Source organism: Mesorhizobium sp. WSM3626, from assembly GCF_000513935.1.
Lineage (GTDB): Bacteria > Pseudomonadota > Alphaproteobacteria > Rhizobiales > Rhizobiaceae > Mesorhizobium > Mesorhizobium salmacidum.
The window spans coordinates 1-16,898 of sequence record NZ_AZUY01000063.1 but is presented as its reverse complement, the minus strand read 5'-3'; the positions used below and the strand labels follow the sequence as shown (position 1 = coordinate 16,898).

The 16,898-nt window shown below is 62.5% G+C and carries 19 protein-coding genes; 13 read left to right on the top strand and 6 right to left on the bottom strand.

Annotated features, from left to right (window positions below; translation table 11 throughout):
* Positions 1-113 precede the first annotated feature (113 nt).
* The 3 genes from M653_RS0128615 to M653_RS0128605 all read left to right on the top strand — a co-directional run bounded on the left by M653_RS0128615 (position 114) and on the right by M653_RS0128605 (position 3,607).
* Positions 114-1,883, top strand: a complete 1,770-nt coding sequence (locus tag M653_RS0128615; protein ID WP_027146400.1) for a hypothetical protein — start codon at positions 114-116, stop codon at positions 1,881-1,883.
* Positions 1,884-2,082: 199 nt separating this feature from the next.
* On the top strand, positions 2,083-2,883 hold the full coding sequence (locus M653_RS0128610; RefSeq protein WP_027146399.1) for an alpha/beta fold hydrolase: 801 nt from the start codon (positions 2,083-2,085) through the stop codon (positions 2,881-2,883).
* 109 nt (positions 2,884-2,992) lie between these two features.
* The gene (locus M653_RS0128605) at positions 2,993-3,607 is read left to right on the top strand and encodes a hypothetical protein (protein ID WP_027146398.1); all 615 of its coding nucleotides are present in this window, start codon (positions 2,993-2,995) and stop codon (positions 3,605-3,607) included.
* Here the strand turns inward: M653_RS0128605 and M653_RS0128600 are convergent.
* Complete coding sequence (locus tag M653_RS0128600) at positions 3,591-4,520, bottom strand: metallophosphoesterase (RefSeq protein WP_027146397.1); 930 nt, start codon at positions 4,518-4,520, stop codon at positions 3,591-3,593. The genes M653_RS0128605 and M653_RS0128600 overlap by 17 nt on opposite strands.
* Positions 4,521-4,573: 53 nt before the next feature.
* Here M653_RS0128600 and M653_RS0128595 point away from each other — a divergent pair, with 53 nt between their 5' ends.
* Positions 4,574-5,071: an NUDIX domain-containing protein gene (locus M653_RS0128595; RefSeq protein ID WP_027146396.1), complete on the top strand. Its 498-nt coding sequence runs from the start codon at positions 4,574-4,576 to the stop codon at positions 5,069-5,071.
* Between the two features lies 1 nt (position 5,072).
* On the opposite strand, the gene M653_RS0128590 is transcribed toward M653_RS0128595, so the two are convergent.
* Positions 5,073-6,065, bottom strand: coding sequence for a glutathione S-transferase family protein (locus M653_RS0128590; protein WP_027146395.1), 993 nt, complete (start codon positions 6,063-6,065; stop codon positions 5,073-5,075).
* 267 nt (positions 6,066-6,332) lie between these two features.
* Here M653_RS0128590 and M653_RS0128585 point away from each other — a divergent pair, with 267 nt between their 5' ends.
* The 5 genes from M653_RS0128585 to M653_RS0128565 all read left to right on the top strand — a co-directional run bounded on the left by M653_RS0128585 (position 6,333) and on the right by M653_RS0128565 (position 10,062).
* Positions 6,333-6,857, top strand: coding sequence for an N-acetyltransferase (locus M653_RS0128585; RefSeq protein WP_027146394.1), 525 nt, complete (start codon positions 6,333-6,335; stop codon positions 6,855-6,857).
* A 146-nt stretch (positions 6,858-7,003) separates the two neighbouring features.
* Entirely contained in the window at positions 7,004-7,765 is a 762-nt protein-coding gene (locus tag M653_RS0128580; protein WP_027146393.1) for a 3-hydroxyacyl-CoA dehydrogenase, read from the top strand.
* Positions 7,766-7,871: 106 nt separating this feature from the next.
* A complete protein-coding gene (locus M653_RS0128575) occupies positions 7,872-8,639 on the top strand; it encodes a HugZ family protein (RefSeq protein WP_027146392.1) in 768 nt (255 codons plus the stop codon).
* A gap of 164 nt (positions 8,640-8,803) precedes the next feature.
* Positions 8,804-9,148 carry a metalloregulator ArsR/SmtB family transcription factor gene (locus M653_RS0128570; protein WP_027146391.1) on the top strand — a complete coding sequence of 115 codons (345 nt, stop codon included), beginning with the start codon at positions 8,804-8,806 and terminating at the stop codon, positions 9,146-9,148.
* A 119-nt stretch (positions 9,149-9,267) separates the two neighbouring features.
* Positions 9,268-10,062 (top strand): RNA methyltransferase, encoded by a 795-nt coding sequence (locus M653_RS0128565; protein WP_027146390.1) that lies wholly within the window; start codon positions 9,268-9,270, stop codon positions 10,060-10,062.
* A gap of 41 nt (positions 10,063-10,103) precedes the next feature.
* Here the strand turns inward: M653_RS0128565 and M653_RS0128560 are convergent, their stop codons facing one another.
* Positions 10,104-11,258, bottom strand: coding sequence for a hypothetical protein (locus M653_RS0128560; protein ID WP_027146389.1), 1,155 nt, complete (start codon positions 11,256-11,258; stop codon positions 10,104-10,106).
* A gap of 155 nt (positions 11,259-11,413) precedes the next feature.
* Positions 11,414-11,950 carry an EipA family protein gene (locus M653_RS0128555; protein WP_245262388.1) on the bottom strand — a complete coding sequence of 179 codons (537 nt, stop codon included), beginning with the start codon at positions 11,948-11,950 and terminating at the stop codon, positions 11,414-11,416.
* A gap of 385 nt (positions 11,951-12,335) precedes the next feature.
* Between M653_RS0128555 and M653_RS0128550 the strand changes: the two genes are divergently transcribed.
* Positions 12,336-12,965: a histidine phosphotransferase family protein gene (locus tag M653_RS0128550; RefSeq protein WP_027146387.1), complete on the top strand. Its 630-nt coding sequence runs from the start codon at positions 12,336-12,338 to the stop codon at positions 12,963-12,965.
* Between the two features lie 243 nt (positions 12,966-13,208).
* A complete protein-coding gene (locus M653_RS0128545; RefSeq protein ID WP_027146386.1) occupies positions 13,209-13,577 on the top strand; it encodes a response regulator in 369 nt (122 codons plus the stop codon).
* A 159-nt stretch (positions 13,578-13,736) separates the two neighbouring features.
* Here M653_RS0128545 and ctrA read toward each other — a convergent pair whose 3' ends face one another.
* Entirely contained in the window at positions 13,737-14,432 is a 696-nt protein-coding gene (gene ctrA, locus M653_RS0128540) for a cell cycle two-component system response regulator CtrA (RefSeq protein WP_006203583.1), read from the bottom strand.
* A 451-nt stretch (positions 14,433-14,883) separates the two neighbouring features.
* Here ctrA and M653_RS0128535 point away from each other — a divergent pair, with 451 nt between their 5' ends.
* On the top strand, positions 14,884-15,261 hold the full coding sequence (locus M653_RS0128535) for a flagellar export protein FliJ (RefSeq protein WP_027146385.1): 378 nt from the start codon (positions 14,884-14,886) through the stop codon (positions 15,259-15,261).
* 110 nt (positions 15,262-15,371) lie between these two features.
* Here the strand turns inward: M653_RS0128535 and M653_RS0128530 are convergent, their stop codons facing one another.
* The gene (locus M653_RS0128530; RefSeq protein WP_027146384.1) at positions 15,372-15,770 is read right to left on the bottom strand and encodes a helix-turn-helix domain-containing protein; all 399 of its coding nucleotides are present in this window, start codon (positions 15,768-15,770) and stop codon (positions 15,372-15,374) included.
* Between the two features lie 89 nt (positions 15,771-15,859).
* Here M653_RS0128530 and M653_RS0128525 point away from each other — a divergent pair, with 89 nt between their 5' ends.
* Positions 15,860-16,786 carry an NADP-dependent oxidoreductase gene (locus M653_RS0128525; RefSeq protein ID WP_027146383.1) on the top strand — a complete coding sequence of 309 codons (927 nt, stop codon included), beginning with the start codon at positions 15,860-15,862 and terminating at the stop codon, positions 16,784-16,786.
* Positions 16,787-16,898: the final 112 nt, after the last annotated feature.

The window sequence follows — 16,898 nt, the reverse complement described above, 5'->3', positions numbered from 1 at the left end:
CGGAAAAATATCCGGTGAGGTACGCGATCACATAATGCGTGTATACTTGTATGGCGGTGCGGGCATTATATGATCCGTGCCTTAACCTGTGCCGACTTCGAGAGGATCGACACTTGCAGCATGCCACGCCTGCCGCCCCCGCAGTGCGCGAAACATTGGAGCGACTGCTTGCCAGCGAAACGTTCGGAAGATCCGAACGGGCACGCAAGCTGCTGCGTTATCTTGTCGAGCGCGAACAGGCCGGCGAAGCCGACAGGCTCAAGGGCTTTTCCATCGCCATGGATGTCTTCGGCAAGGATGGCGATTTCGATCCTTCGACCGACGCGGTGGTGCGGGTCCAGGCCGGCCGGCTGCGCGATTTGCTGGAGCAGTATTTTGCCAATGAAGGTGTTGCCGAGCCTGTCCGCATAGCCATTCCGCGCGGCGGCTATGTCCCGGCCTATGAGCTCAACGCAATCCGCTTGCCGGAGACGTCCCAACCCGCCATCCAGAACGGAGCGGCCGCGGCTCCATCGGCGCAACGCGACACTGCCGAAAGTGCCATTCCGGCCGCTGCCTTGCCGGCACCGATGGTCGCGTCGGCGCCGTCGGTGGCACGTCACCTCAGATTTTTCTGGATGGCGATCGCCGTCGTCATCGCCATGCTCGGCGTTTTGATCCTGCGTCAGGGCAGCGGTGCGCTGCTGGCAGGCGGCGACCTTGCGGCCACGCTCGAGACCGCGGGCCTGACCGGCAGCGTCGCGTCGTCCAGCGAGGACTTGCCGCTCGTCTACATCGCCGTCAAGGCCAGCGGCACGGATGCCAGCCGTGTCGCCGCAACGCTGCGCGCCGGCCTGAGCGGCTTCGATACGATCGACTTCATCGGTCGCGACACGGTCGACACGACCGATCCGGTCACCAATGCCACGAGCTTCATCTTCGACATTCTGCCTGGACCGGATACCGGTGACATCACGATCGAACTGCAGAGCGTGGCGACCGGACGGGTGCTTTTGTCGCGCAACCTGACCGCCGCCGACAGCGCACCCACCGCCGTCGAGAGCCGTATAGCCGGCATCTTGACGTCCGCTCTTCCCGACTCCGGCACGATCTACAACTATCTCGAACAGAGCGGCATACAAGCCGGCCTGACGCGGTGCCTGTTGTTCAACGGCAAATACTATCTCGACCAGAACGCCAGGACCCACGAGGCCGCCTATCGCTGCCTCGAAAACCTCGCCGAAAACGGTGCCAAATCGTCGCTGGTTTATTCCGAGCTCGCTTCGTTGCAGCTCGAGGCGGTGAACGACCACTACGCCTACCCGCCCGATGCGACGATCGACAAGGCGCTTACATTTGCCCACCGCGCCGTGCAGATGGGACCGACCAGCCCCAACGCGCATCGCGCCTATGGCTACATCTATTCGCGACTTGGCAATGCCGACGAGGCGCTGCGCTGGATGCGCAAGGCCTATGACCTTAACCACTACGATATAGCCATGGCTGCCGCCTACGGTTACGGGCTGATTTTCGCCGGCCGGTATGCCGAGGGGACGCCGATCCTGGCCCAGGCAGTGGACGCCTCCAGCGGTCATCCGACATGGTGGGATTTTGGACTTTTCGCCGGCGAACTCATGCTTGGCGACATGAACAAGGCGGCGATCGCCAGTTCCTCTCTGAGAACAACCGCAACGAAATCGCACTATCTTGCCGCCCGGCTGATCGGCGCCAAGATCGCCGGTCAGGACAATCTGGCGCGCAAGCTGCTCGACGAGCTGAACGCCAAATTTCCGAAATTCGCCGCCAATCCGCGCGCGACCTTCATTGACCGAAAATATCCGGCCGATCTGACCGAGCGCTTGGTCGGCGCGTTACGCGCCGCCGGACTCGGCAGCGCTGGCTAACGCCAAGCGATATCGACGGCGCTGAGCATTGTCGATTTCGTACGCACCGATCATCGAATATTGCTTAGGCGGCGAGTTCTGTCATCAATCGTACAAATCGCGAAAATTTTACTGGCCATCCCACTAGACGAGGCGCAATCCAGCCGCAATTGACTGTGGTCTCGCGTTTCTCATAGCCCTGCAACAAGCCCCCAGCTTCATGATTTCATCGCTTCATGCCACCGAACAAGGTGCCGGTTCGAAGACCATCGTCCTACTGCATGGTTTCGGCGGCTGCGACGATATTTGGCACGAAGTGGTCCCGTCGCTGTCGCCTGCCGCTCGCATACTCGCTTATGACTTGCCGGGGCACGGGCTGTCGCTTGATTTCCCCGGCGCCGGCCCGGCCAAGGTGGCGGCAAGGGCCGTCCTGGCCGATCTCACCGCGCGATCTCTGAAGCGCGTTCATCTGGTGGGCCACTCGATGGGCGGCGCGGTGGCGGCGCTGATGGCGCTGGCCGAGCCCGAGAAGGTGGCATCGCTGACGCTTCTGGCGCCTGGCGGCTTCGGCGCCGAGATCAATGGCCCGCTGTTGCGCCGCTTTGCCGCCGCGAGGGACCCATCCGACATCCGGGCGTGCCTCGTTGCGATGTCGGGACCACTGACGCGGCCCATCGATCACACCGTGGACGCCCTTGCGGACATGCGCGAGCGACCTGGCCAGGTGGAGAAACTCATCGAGATTGCTGCCGCCATGACCAGCGACGACCGGCAGGGTGTCATCCCGCGCGACCGGTTGTACACCCTGACCATGCCGGTGATGGTGGTATGGGGCAGCGACGACCCTGTGCTGCCCTTTACCCACACGGATAATCTGCCCGCGCAATTTCATGTCCACCACGTGCTGGGGGCTGGCCATATGCTGATCGAGGAGGCGCCTGGGCTGGTTGCCACGATCATCCGGCGCAACATGAACCGCCGCGCCAGGCCCTTGCGTCCGAAACTCGCCGCGACCGGTTGACACGTCCCGCGCGACCTCGCCCGGACGCCTCCCCGCCTTGATCTCGCCAGTGCATTTTGCCGGCGGCTGTGTTAACTGCATGTTAACCAAACCCGCGAGGCCGACGCCGATGAAGGACGCAGGCGAGAACTTCGATCCATCAAGCAAACTGTCAGACGCCATCCGTGACGTGAAGAACGCCTTCGCTGACCGCGACGATGTCGTCGTCGACATGCGCGAGGCGCACCGCATGCGCCTCGACCTCCTGGCCGCGGACCTCGCACCCGTCTTTGCCGATGTTCCAGCCGACATGGACAATTTCGACTTTGTCGTCTCCTCGGGGCTACAGCCGCGCCTGTGGATCGACGCCGTCAGCCATGTCGCGATGGGGCGCGACCGCCGCACCTACCGCTTCCTCAAGGACACACGCGTTGGCCGGGTCGTGCTTGCCGAATCGACCGAGATGAAACCTGTCGCCGATTCCGTGACGCGTTATGTCGCCGAGCGCATCGTCGAGCGCCGGAGGATGATGGAGGGTGGCGTCGAGGCGGCGGTCGCCGGCATGAGACGCGCCAAGGTCGCGGAAGCCGAGCCGCCACTGCGAGCGTCGGCGCAAGGCAGGGGCTGGTCGGCCTTCCTGTCCGGCCTTGGGCTGATCGCCGCCGGCGGACTGGTTGGTCTCGCGGTGTCGGCTGCGCTGTTCTGGGACCGCCTCGCGGCCATGGTTCTCAACTGGCGGCCATAGCCGCGTCGGCCTCGACACCGAGCTCCAGGGTCTGCAGATCGGCAGGCGGTAGCGACGGTCCGGTTAAGCCGCGCCGCGTCAGGTGGATGCGCCAGTTTCCCTTTTCGCCGTCGATCTCGAACAGATTGTACTGCGCGGCGGGATGTTTGCCGCCCGGTGCCTGGCCGGCGGCGGCGACGCCGACGAACGGGACCTTCGCGCCGCGGAGCCCGATCTGGAACAGCGATGGCAGATGCGAATGGCCGTGCAGCACAAGCTCCGCGCCGTGGCGGCGGACGATCTTGTGGAAGCGGGCGATGCCGAACAGCCGCTTGTGCTGGGAGACGGCGCCCCGCACCGGCGGGTGATGGATCATGATCGCGCGGAACAGCCCCTGCTTCGCCGTGCTCTCGAGGATCTTGCCGAGCCGAGACGCCTGCTCCTCCATGAAGAAACCATTGGCCATGAAGGGCGCCGTGGCGCGCGCCGTCGAGACGCCGATCAGCGCGACATTGCCGCGTACGCGCAGATAGGGGAAGGCATTGCGGTCGACCGGCGTGTTGACACCGTCGCCGCTCATCCACGCCGCCCATGACCGGCAGATCTTGTCGAAGGCACCGGGCACATAGGCATCATGGTTTCCCGGCACGACCGAAACGTCATGCGGCGCCCCAAGCGTCTCGAGCCAGTGTTTGGCCATCTCGATCTCGCCGTCGAGCGCAAGGTTGACGAGGTCGCCGGTGACGGCGAGATGGTCCGGGTTTTGCGCCTTGATGTCCGCGACGATGGCATCGATGACGGCATCGTGCATGTGGCGGCGGCGATTGCGCTGCCAGTTGACATAGCCGAGCACGCGCTTGGACGCGAGATCGCGATAGGATACATCGGGGAGCGGCCCCAGATGGACATCGGAAATATGCGCGAGCCTGAACATTCCTCCTTCATAGGCGACGCGCACGCGGCTTTCCACCCACGGTTTCGCTACTGATGGCGACCGATGAGGAGGCTCCGTTCCGCCAGAGCGGCTGGCCGGGTTTCAGGGCCCGGCTGTTCCATCTCTATTTCGTGCTGCGGCGGCCGATGACGCTCGGTGTGCGCGGCCTGATCCACGATGCCGCCAACAATTCCGTCTTCCTCATTCGCCACACCTATGTGCCGGGCTGGCAGCTTCCCGGCGGCGGCGTCGAGATCGGGGAGACGATGACCGAGGCGCTGGCCCGCGAACTCGCCGAGGAAGGCAACATCGCGCTGGCCGCGCCACCGGTGTTCAGATCGATGCATTTCAATCGCCGCGCCAGCCCCCGCGACCATGTCGGCTTCTACCTGGTCGAGCATTTCAGCCAAACCGCGCCGAAACTGCCCGACCATGAAATCGCCGAGGCCGGCTTTTTCCCGCTCGATCGCTTGCCGGAAAGCACGACGCCGGCAACGCTGCGCCGGATCGCTGAGGTTTTTAGGGGCGAGCCGGCATCGGCTTACTGGTAGGTCAGGCTGCGGCCTTCCTGAACCGCCCCCGATCGTGCCGCGCACCATAGTCGAGCGCCGGCCCGACCGGTATGATCCGGGTCGGATTGATGGTCTCGTGACTGGCGTAATAATGCGCCTTGATGTGGTGCAGGTTCACCGTCTCGGCGACACCAGGCACCTGATAGAGGTCGCGCAGATAGTTCGACAGGTTCGGATAGTCGGCGATGCGGCGCAGGTTGCACTTGAAGTGGCCGACATAGACCGGGTCGAAGCGCACCAGAGTGGTGAACAGCCGCCAGTCGGCCTCGGTAATGCGGTCACCAACCAGATAGCGTTGCCTGGAAAGGCGATCTTCCAGCGCATCGAGCGTCGAAAACAGCTCGCCGAACGCCTCCTCATAGGCCGTTTGCGTGGTGGCGAAACCGGCGCGATAGACGCCATTGTTGACGGCGGGATAAACCAGCGCGTTAACCGCGTCGATCTCGCCACGCAAGGCTTCCGGGTAGAAATCGAGGCTGGCATCGCCCCATTCGTCGAAGGCTGAATTGAGCATCCGAATGATCTCGGAGGATTCGTTGGAGACGATAGTCTGTTCCTTTTTGTCCCATAGCACCGGCACCGTCACCCGGCCCGAATAGGCCGGATCGGCCTTGGTATAGATCTGGTGCAGGAAGTCGAGGCCGTAGAGCGTGTCCCCTGTCGCACCGTCCTCGGCCAGGAACGTCCAGCCATCAGCACCCATGAAATGATGCACCACCGATACCGAAATAATGGCGTTCAGCTTCTTCAGCGCGCGAAAGATCAGCGTCCGGTGCGCCCAAGGACAGGCGAGCGAGACATAGAGGTGATAGCGGCCGGGCTCCGCCTTGAAGCCGCGGCTGCGGCCTCCGGCCGGTGTGCCGTCGCGCGTGATCCAGTCGCGCCACTGCGACTGCGCCCGCACGAACTTGCCGCCACTGTTTTTCGTGTCGTACCAGCGGTCCTGCCATTTGCCATCGACGAGCAATCCCATGAATTGTCCTTTCGCGTTTCCCGTCATGTAGGGCGCGATGCGGCAAGGCGGAAATCATCCAGGGCTGAACAGATCGTCAATCGGTAGGGCCAGCGAAGGCGTCGATTGCGGCGGGCGAAAATTGATGCTAGCGGACACTCCGCATGTTCGACTTTGCCTTGATCCGGTTTGACCGACGACGAAAGGGCGCCCGCGCTTGATGAAGCGCTGACTGGCGAATGCTGCCGTTTGCAGCAACCTTTCCTCCTCTACCGGAACGCAACGACCATGAGCCTTGCCGACGTGAAGTACCTGCCGGAAACTCCGGCGCACGATCCTGAAATCGAAGCCATTAACGACGAGGCCTTCGGCCCCGGCCGTTTCGTGCTGGCCGCCTACAAGATCCGCGAGGCCGGTGGCCACGAGCGCGCGCTGTCCTTTGTCGCGGTCGACGGCGATCTCGTCGTCGCCTCGGTGCGTATGACGCGCATTGCTGCCGGTGCCGGCCGGGCGCTGATGCTTGGGCCGCTCGCGGTGCGGCCCGCCTTCAAGAATCTCGGCATCGGCCGCCGGCTGGTGGCAATCGCGCTGGAAGCGGCCGCCAAGGCCGGTGCGCCCGCCGTGATGCTGGTCGGCGACGAGCCCTATTACGGGCCGCTTGGCTTCAAGCGCATTCCACGCGGCCAGATCTCGATGCCGAGGCCTGTCGACCTCGACCGCCTTTTGTCGCACGAGATCACGCCGGGCGCGGTTGCCAGGCTCATGGGCGAGGTCGGTCACGCCAGCCAGGCCAGGGTCGCCGAGCACGCCTAGGCAGTTCCAGGAAGGTATGAACGGGTTCCGCAGTTCGCCGTTTCTGCAAGACGGCGAACTGCTCCATCTTGACCTTGTCGGTCGATCCGGGCCTGATCCGTCCCTGTTTTCATGGAAAAGCCCATACTCACAGGAAGGATGACGCCATGACCCCCAACGGCCAGATCGCGATCGTGACCGGCGGCGGCTCCGGCCTCGGCGAGGCGACCGCTCGCGCGCTTGCCGCCAAAGGGGCCCGCGTCGCCATCCTCGATGTCGGCATTGAGCGCGCGGCCAAGGTTGCTGCCGAGCTCGGCGGCATCGCCGTCCAGTGCGATGTTGCAAGTGCCGACAATGGCGCCGCCGCCCTCGCCGATGTCGCAGCCAGGCTGGGCGAGCCGCGCATTCTGGTCAATTGCGCCGGCATCGCCATCGGGGTGAAGACGATCGGCAAGGATGGACCCCATCCGCTCGACCAATACCGCAAGGTGATCGAGGTCAATCTGATCGGCACCTTCAATATGATCCGCCTGGTTGCCGACCGCGCCGCGAAACTCGAGCCGCTGCAGGGCGGCGAGCGCGGCGTCATCGTCAACACCGCCTCGGTCGCCGCCTATGACGGGCAGATCGGCCAGGCGGCCTATTCCGCCTCCAAGGGCGGCGTGGTCGGCATGACGCTGCCGGTGGCGCGTGATCTCGCCCGTTCCGGCATCCGGGTCTGTACCATCGCGCCCGGCATTTTCAAGACGCCGATGATGGCCGGCATGCCGCAGGAAGTGCAGGATTCGCTGGGCGCCGCCGTGCCCTTCCCGTCCCGCCTCGGCGAACCATCCGAATATGCCGCGCTTGCCCTGCACATTGTCGAAAACCAGATGCTGAACGGCGAGACCATCCGCCTCGACGGCGCCATCCGCATGGCGCCGAAATAGGGCGTGTCGCCCAAAGGTGCGAAATGCGGCGGGTGCCTCCCCCTGCCAAGTTCGGCACGTCGGCTGATAAGTGGAATAAGGAAATCAACTTAGCAGGACGAGAACCTTGGGCGACCGGAAGAAGAATGTGATCCGCGAGACCGACGCCGAGGCGATCCGGTTGGCGAAAACGCTTCTGCGCAGCGCCCGCTTCGGCGCCCTGGCGGTGCTGGAACCAAGGACCGGATCGCCACTGGCGAGCCGGGTCGGCATAGCCACCGACATCGATGGCGCACCGCTTGTCCTGGTGTCGATGCTCGCGGCGCACACGTCAGCCCTGCTTGCCGATCCGCGCTGTTCCCTGCTGCTCGGCGAGCCCGGCAAAGGCGATCCGCTGGCGCATCCGCGGCTGACGCTGGCCTGCCAGGCATCGCGGCTGGAGCGCGGCTCGCAGGCGCATGCCCGTGCCGAGCGCCGCTATCTCAACCACAATCCCAAGGCGAGCCTCTATGCCGGGCTCGGCGACTTTTCGATCTTTCGCCTTGAGCCGCAACACGCCAGCCTCAACGGCGGCTTCGGCAAGGCCTATCAGCTCGAACGGCTCGACCTTCTCACCATTGGGCCCATCATCGAGGAACTCGCCGGAAGCGAACAATCGGCCGTCGAGCACATGAATGCGGACCATCTCGATGCGATCGCCGTCTACGCCCGTCATTTCGCCAAGGCACTCGGCGACGGCTGGACCATTGCCGGTTTGGACGCCGAAGGCATCGATCTGGTGTCGGGAGACAATATTTGCCGGGTATTTTTTCCACAACCATTGGTAATGGTGTCGGAATTGCGTCCCGCTCTGATTGCCATGGCCAGGGCCGGCAGGGCCGCATCGGAGATATAAGGTGCGACTAAATTGCATTTGATCAAAAGCAACGCTTGAGATTTGAAAGAAATGTTCTAGGCTTAGATGTGGTGCTGACTCGTTGGCACCTTCACAAGTGAATTTATGGATTCAGGCACCATTGCCCCCATGGCGCCTTGATGAGCAAACAGCATGGGGCATCAATGGTCTCGACAAAGCTAATCGCCAACGCCGAATCGGCTGCCGAATTTCTGATGCTGATGGGCAACGAAAAACGGCTGTTGATCATGAGCTATCTGATCGACGGTGAAATGTCGGTCGGCGCCATCGCCGAAAAGGTGATGCTCAGCCAATCCGCTCTCTCGCAGCACCTAGCCAAGTTGCGGGCGCTCGACATCGTGGACACCCGGCGCGATCGTCAGATGATCTACTATTCCTGCAAATCCGATGCGGTGCGCGAACTGCTCACCATGCTGGATGGCATTTTCGGCAGCGGCAAGGAAGATCTGTCCCAGATGGCGCAGAGGTTGCGCCGCGCCGGGACTTGACCGCACGCTGCCGCGGCCGCTTACCTCGCTGACGATTTCCGGAGCGTGGCTCGTGTGTCTTTCCCGGCACACGAGCCACGCTCTTTATTGTTAAGCGGGACATGATTGTTGAGCGAGACATGGACCCAATTCGCATCGACGATCCACGCGACCCGCGTGTCGCTGCCTATCTCGATATCCGCGAGCGCGATCTGGCGGGCCGGCAAAGCCGTTTCGTCGCCGAAGGCAAGGTGGTGCTCGACCTGCTTTTGTCGTCGCGCCGCTTCAGCGCCGAATCCATCCTGATCCTGGAAAACAGGCTTGGCGGCCTGGAGGACATGCTGCGCAAGGCACAAGCGGACCTGCCGGTCTACGTCGTCGCCGGTGCGGTGATGGACGCGATTGCCGGATTCCATATGCATCGCGGCATCCTGGCCATCGGCCGCAAGGAAGCACCGCACCCGGCCGCCTCATTGCTGGATGCCTTGCCCGCCCAAGCTCTGGTCGTCGTGCTTGTCGGCATCGCCAACCATGACAATATGGGTTCGATCTTCCGCAATGCCGCCGCTTTCGGCGCCGACGCGGTGCTGATGGACACGACATGCTGCGACCCGCTGTACCGCAAGGCGATCCGGGTTTCGGTCGGCGCCGCGCTCAAGATCCCTTTCGCGTCCTTCACCGACACGCCGGAATTCACGGCGGGTCTCGATCGGCGGGGCTATGACCAGTTCGCACTGTCACCGCGCGGGCGAATCGACATACGCCATGCACCGCGCGGCGAGCGGCTGGCGCTCTATCTCGGCACCGAGGGTGAAGGCCTGCCCGAAAGCCTGCTTGCCCGCTTGCAAACGGTACGGATCACCATGTCGAAAGGCTTCGACAGCTTGAACGTCGCTGCCGCCTCGGCCATTGCCTTGCATCATTTCTCGCACTGACGATGATTTGAGTGCGACGAAGGCGGCTAGCCCGCACCGCGTCAGTCGGCTTCTGCTTTCTGCAAGGCGCGCACGCGGTCGGCGAGGCTGCGGTCGTGGCCGGCGGAGCGGTTTTCCTGCGGTGCCGCCAGCGCCTTGGCGATCGGCGAGCCGGGCCCCTCGAGCTTGGCGGTCAGATGGACGACCTCCGCAGCCAGTTCGTTCATCTGCTCACGCAGCGCGGCGCCATTGCCATTCGTCAAGCCCAACGATGCCGCGGCGCCGAGGTCCGCCTTCAGGCGCTTGTTCTCACGCGCCAGCGCCATAAGCCTGGCCTCCAGCCGCTCGCGGTCGCCGTCGAGCCTGGCAATCGCCCGGTCCACGTCGTCGCGCTTGCCGACCTCGTCGCGCCGACCCGCTTCATCGGGTTTGCCGACCAGCCGCAAGGCCGATGCGCCGTCCTCGGCTTTCGCTTTTTCCCGCAACCGCGCCAACTCCTTTTCGCGCCGATCAAGCTTGTCCTCACGGTCGGCGAGCGTTGCGAGCAGCCGCTCGACCTTCTTGTCGAGTTCGGCGGCCCTTCTCTTCTCGGCCTTCAGGGCATCGCGTGCGGCCTTGCTTTCGGCCGCGATCTCCTGGCTGCGCCGGTCCGCTTCCTTGCGCTGGCCGCGCAGCAGCGAGATGTCGCTGGCGAGCTTCTGCAATTCGGATTCGCGGGCCACGAGCTCGATCTGGCGGCTGCTGGAGGCAAAACTGGCATCGTCATACATGTGCTCCAGCTTCTCGATATCGAGCGCCCGCCTTTCCAGTTTTCGTTCGGTTTCCTTGAGCCGCTCCGAAAGCTGATGCAGTTCCTCTTCGCGTTGCCGCAGCGCCTCGTTCTTGGCGCCGAGTTCGGCGAGCGCATGGTTCTTGTCCGTGCGCTCGACCGCCAGCCCCTTCAGCGCCTCGTGGCTGCGATTGATCTCGACGAGTTGTTCGGCCACTTTCTCGCGCAACGTCTTGACGTTGATTTCAAGTCGGCGGGTCGACATGGCGTACTCGGCCCGAATCCGGTCCTTGTCGGCTTGGATTTCAGCTTGCGTCAGCGGGATGGAGGCTTCGATGCGCCTGCGGGTCAGGGCGACGGCACGCCGCCAGACGGCCGGAGCCACCATCAGCGCCAGAAAGCCGGCACAGAGAAAGCCGAGGGCAAAGAACAGGACCGACTGAACCAAAGGACTACCCGTTATCGACGACAACTTGGAAGGCTGGACCGTGCCATCTTGGCATGGCGGAAATCCGGCACCGCGGCAAGGGCTTGCCGCGGCTCATTCGGGTCATGGCTCGGGAATCCGGTCGAACGGTCCGGGTCTCCATCATATCGGACGGATCAGAACGGGTTCCAGGTCGCCCGCTCGGTCAGTTTCAAGTAGCCGAGATTGACGCCGAGCCGGGCGCCGACGCCGGTACGGATCGGCACCAGCAGCACATTGTTGTTCTTCAGCACGTTGAAGCCGACACCCGCCACCACATAGGCCGAACCGGCGACGCCGCCATAGCGATTGTAGAGGTTGCCGACATCGTCGAGATTGTAGACCAGCATCATCACGCGTGACCCCTCGCCGCCGAAATCCCAGCCCAGCGACGGGCCTTGCCAGAACACTTTGTGATCGCCGGCATTCTTGGTGTAGAGCGTGCCTTCGCCATAGGTCAGGCCGCCGATCAGCGCACCGGATCCCTCCTCGCCGAGCAGATAGCCGTTAGGCAAACCGTAGGAGGCGAAAATCTTCTCCACGACCGTGGCCAACCCGCCCGACGTCGCGCCGAAGAACTTGTGGCCGGAATCGACAATCTCCTGAGCGGTGTACTCCTGGGCCCGCAAGGGCGATGTCGTGAAGACGAGAACGCCCATGAGCGTGAACGCCATTGAGAGGGCACGGAGAAAACTCCGGTCATACAATCGGGAAAACATGCTTCCAATCTCCGTCATGAAGCACTTTCGCCGACGCCTCGCATCCGTACGGCTCTTTAGGCGGCCGTTAAGGATGACTGTTAGGGGCAAACTATGCCGTAATCCTTTTTCAACCATTAAACTCCCACATGAAGATGGCGGTTCGAAGGCTGTTTGGCCGCTCAAGGGGACACGCAGCCTGCGTGAATGCGCCATATGCCATGACGACAATTTCGATTTGTTGCTGCACGCGCGGGCGCTGTGTATTCAGAAAGCCTTGGGTTGAAGCGTGATTCGTGTGGGCAGGCGCGAAGATCGATCGCTCGGCCACGAACTGGAAGATTTTGCAGGGATTTCGCCGATGGCCGAACTGTTCACCCTTTCCGCTCCCGACCTGGCGGCGCTTTTGTGCAGCCGCGTCTGCCATGACATCATCTCGCCGGTCGGCGCGATCAATAACGGGCTTGAACTGCTCGACGAGGGCGGCGCCGACGAAGACGCCATGCGGCTCATCCGCCAGAGTGCGAAGAACGCCTCGGCCCGCTTGCAGTTCGCCCGGATCGCCTTCGGCGCCGCCGGCTCGGCGGGCATGATGATCGATACCGGAGATGCCGAGGCCGTCGCCATCGCCTTCCTCAAGAACGAAAAGCCGGAATTGGTCTGGAACGGAATCCGCGCGCTGCTGCCCAAGAACAAGGTCAAGCTGCTGCTCAACCTGCTCCTGGTCGCCAATGCCGCCATTCCGCGCGGCGGCAAGCTGGTGGTGACGCTCGAAAATCTCGAAACCGAGCCGCGTTTTTCGCTTTCGGCAAGCGGGCCGATGCTGCGTGTGCCGCCGAAATTCCTCGAACTGCATTCCGGTCACAAGCCGGAGGAGCCGATCGACGCTCATTCGGTGCAGCCCTATTACACGCTGCTGTTGGCCCGCGAGGCCAACATGACAATTTCGATCCATGCGACGGCTGAAGAAATCGTCCTTTCGGTGGTCTGAATCGGCGCGGCAGCGCGACCGAACAAAGTATTTCAATTTGAAATATTTTATTGACACGGCAATCGGGCGCGATGACCTTTGACACGCCGGCAACGTCGAAGCATCCGTAAGGAAAAATCAGCCTAGCGGCATCTTTGCAAAAATTTTACCTAACGGCTTTTCAGCTTCTTTACCAGATCGGTCTAGGCTACGCCGCAGATGCCCCGCACGACCGGATTGTCCAAGGGCAAAGAGGACCCGGAAATGAAACGCTGCATGTTCGTCGACGATTCAAGCGTCATCAGGAAGGTTGCGAAACGCATCCTGGGCGGTTCCGACATGATGGTCATCGAGGCAGCCAGCGGACTTGACGCACTGGAGATGTGCGCCGCCGACATGCCCGACATCATCGTCATCGATGGCGCCCTGCCGGACGTGCAGGCGATCGACCTCATCCGGCGCCTGCGCGCCATGGAAAGCCCGATCAGGCCGCAGATCCTGATCTCACTGGTCGAGCTCGATATCGCGTCGATCATGCGGGCCAAGCGCGCCGGCGCCCAGGGTTATCTGTTGAAGCCCTTTAATCGCCCGCAACTGCTCGAACGCTTTCGCGCCTTGAAGATCGCTGCCTGAACGGAAGCTATTCCAGGCACACCGCGCGGCGGTCCGCCGTCTCGCGATGCAAAACAAAATAATTATCAGTCCACAATGCAAAACCCCCGAAGGTTGCGTCCAACTTTCGGGGGTCAGTTCACATGGCCAGGTTTTTTAAGAAAGCTCTGCCGGCCGCGCTCAGGCGCTGACGCGGATGTCTTCCGGTTCGCGCAGCACGTAGCCGCGGCCCCAGACGGTCTCGATGTAGTTCTGGCCACCGGACGCGGCGTCGAGCTTCTTGCGCAGCTTGCAGATGAAGACGTCGATGATCTTCAGTTCCGGCTCGTCCATGCCGCCATAGAGGTGATTGAGGAACATTTCCTTGGTGAGGGTGGTGCCCTTGCGCAGCGAGAGCAACTCCAGCATCTGGTATTCCTTGCCGGTGAGGTGCACGCGCTGGCCACCGACCTCGACGGTCTTGGCGTCGAGATTGACGACCAGATCGCCCGTGGTGATGACCGACTGGGCGTGGCCCTTGGAGCGGCGCACGATGGCATGAATGCGCGCCACCAGCTCGTCCTTGTGGAACGGCTTGGTCATGTAGTCGTCAGCGCCGAAACCGAGGCCGCGTACCTTGTCCTCGATGCCGGCCATGCCGGAGAGGATCAGGATGGGCGTCTTCACCTTGGAGAGGCGAAGCGTTCTCAAGACCTCGTAGCCGGACATGTCCGGCAGGTTGAGGTCGAGAAGGATGATGTCGTAATCGTAGAGCTTGCCCAGATCGACACCCTCTTCGCCGAGGTCTGTCGTATAGACGTTGAAACTTTCCGATTTCAGCATCAACTCGATGCTTTGTGCGGTTGCACTGTCATCTTCTATCAGCAGAACACGCATTTCATTCCCCTTTTCTGCCGCCGGACCATTTCACGACCCGTCCTGCCCCGGAGCAGTGGTTGCCTTGTATAGAGGCTGCCATCGAATGGTTAACAAAACCTAATTTCCCGTCCAGTACGGTATCAGATTTTTTAACCCCTTTCTACACCCTCTTGAATCTAATAACGAATCACAGACCAAAATTCCTAATGCGACACATTAATAACCTGGACTAAGTGACTCCAGGGACTCATCGACGCGGCTTCGCTTCGGCGGCCGGAATTTTTACCCGGCCTTAAGCCCTGACACGTATGATTAACAATGCCCGTAAACGAATGGTTACCGTCGGCAAAAAACTTTAGGGTTTTGTTTCCTATAGTGCGGGGAAAGCCGGTGGATACGGGCAGCGCTTGGGCCTTTCCAAGGGGTTTGGACGATATGTGCGGGTGTGCGTTTCCGGGAGTACCGAATCATGAAGTCACGTGAAAACCTCGTTCGGCTGAAACAGTTTCAGGTGAATGAGAAGCGTCGCCAGATGCTGCAACTCGACATGATGATCGCCGAGTTCGAGCGCATGGCCGTCGAACTGGAGCTTCAGATCACCGCCGAGGAAAAGAAAGCCGGCATCACAGATATCAATCATTTCGCCTATCCGACCTTCGCCAAGGCCGCGCGCCTGCGCCGCGACAATCTCAGGAACTCGCAAGGCGACCTCGCCCAGCAGCGAAGCGCCGCCGAATCATTACTCGGCGAAGCTGAAGCGGAGCTTTCCAAGGCTGAGATGCTGGAATCGCGCGATACCAAGATTCGCGAGGCCGAAACCGGTGGCCGCAGCGCCATGATCGGCTGAACCAGCCGACATCGGCGCTATTTGGCGCGCGCACAAGCGCGACACTGTCGGGCGACAGCCTGAATTCCGGCGCCGGCGGCCGCCACGAAAGCGCGGGTGGCACGCAAGACCTAGGCCGCCCAGCCCACCTCGTTTCCGGCGATCGCCCTTGCGCGGGCATCCTTGATATCGGGGGCATGCTGCTCCGCCCATGATCTGATCTGGGTAAGCAGTCCCGCCAGGTTCAGCCCGAGCTCGGTCAGTTCATATTCGACGCGCGGCGGAATGACCGGATAGACCTCTCGCCGCACCAGGCCATCACGCTCCAGCACACGCAAGGTCTGGGTCAGCATCTTGGGCGTGATGCCTTCGAGCTTGCGGGCAAGCGCGCCATTGCGCTGCCGGCCGTTGCGCAGCGCGCAGACCACCAGGTAGACCCATTTGCTGGCCAGCATCTCCAAAACGGTATGCGACGGGCATGTCCGCCGGAACGCATCGTAGCCGAGGGGGGAGTCGCAATCACTATCCATGAGGTGCCTATATATCAAAAAGGTGCATACTGGACAATAGGCCCTTACTCTCCAAATGATAGTGGCGCTAATCAAGCAGGAGAGATTTCATGCGTGCCGTAACCCAGAATTCCGTTGGCGGGCCCGACGTTCTTGTCACCGCCGAATTGCCCGATCCCACACCGAAGGCCGGCGAGGTGCTGGTCCGCGTCAAGGCGGCCGGCATCAATCCGGTCGATGGCGCGGTGCGCGCCGGCAACTATCCGCTGCTCGGCGAGCCACCCTTCATCCTTGGCTGGGATATTTCGGGGACGGTCGAGGCACTGGGCGCCGGCGTCACCAGCTTCAAGGTCGGCGACGAAGTGTTCGGCATGCCGCGCTTCCCCAAGCAGGCCGCGGGCTATGCCGAACTGGCGGCCGTGCCGGCCGATGAGATCGCGCTGAAGCCGACGCGGGCGGACCACATCCAGGCCGGCGCATTGCCGCTGGCCGGTCTCACCGCCTGGCAAGGCCTTGTCCGTCATGGCGGACTGAAATCAGGCCAGCGCGTGCTGGTGCACGCCGGAGCTGGCGGCGTTGGCCATCTGGCCGTGCAGATCGCCAAGGCGCGTGGTGCTTACGTCGTCGCCACGGCCAGCCCGGGCAAGCTCGACTTCGTACACAAGCTCGGCGCCGATGAGGTGATCGACTACACCAAAGGTGATTTCACCAGCCAGATCAGCGACATCGACCTGGTGCTGGAGCCGGTGGGCGGCGATCATGCCGATCGCTCGCTGAAGGTGCTGAAGCCCGGCGGCGTGCTGGTATCATTGCTCAACGTCAACGACGCCACGCGCGCCGACGCCAGTTCGCGCGATATCAGGGTCGAACGCATGTCGGTCGTGCCCGACCGCGAGGGCCTGGTTGAGCTTGCCGGGTTGATCGACGCGCAAAAGCTTGCGGTCCACGTGGCCAGGACTTTTCCGCTCGACCAGGCGGGAGCCGCCCACGCCTTTCTCGCCACCAAGCCAATCGGCAAGGTAGCGCTGACGGTCTGAGCGGCGGCACCGAAAGCAAAAGGGCGCGGCAAGCCGCGCCCTCAGACTGCTGACAAACCCCCGTCGAATTTCGGCGGGGTTTTGTTTTATGGGACTGAATGGATTTGCGATT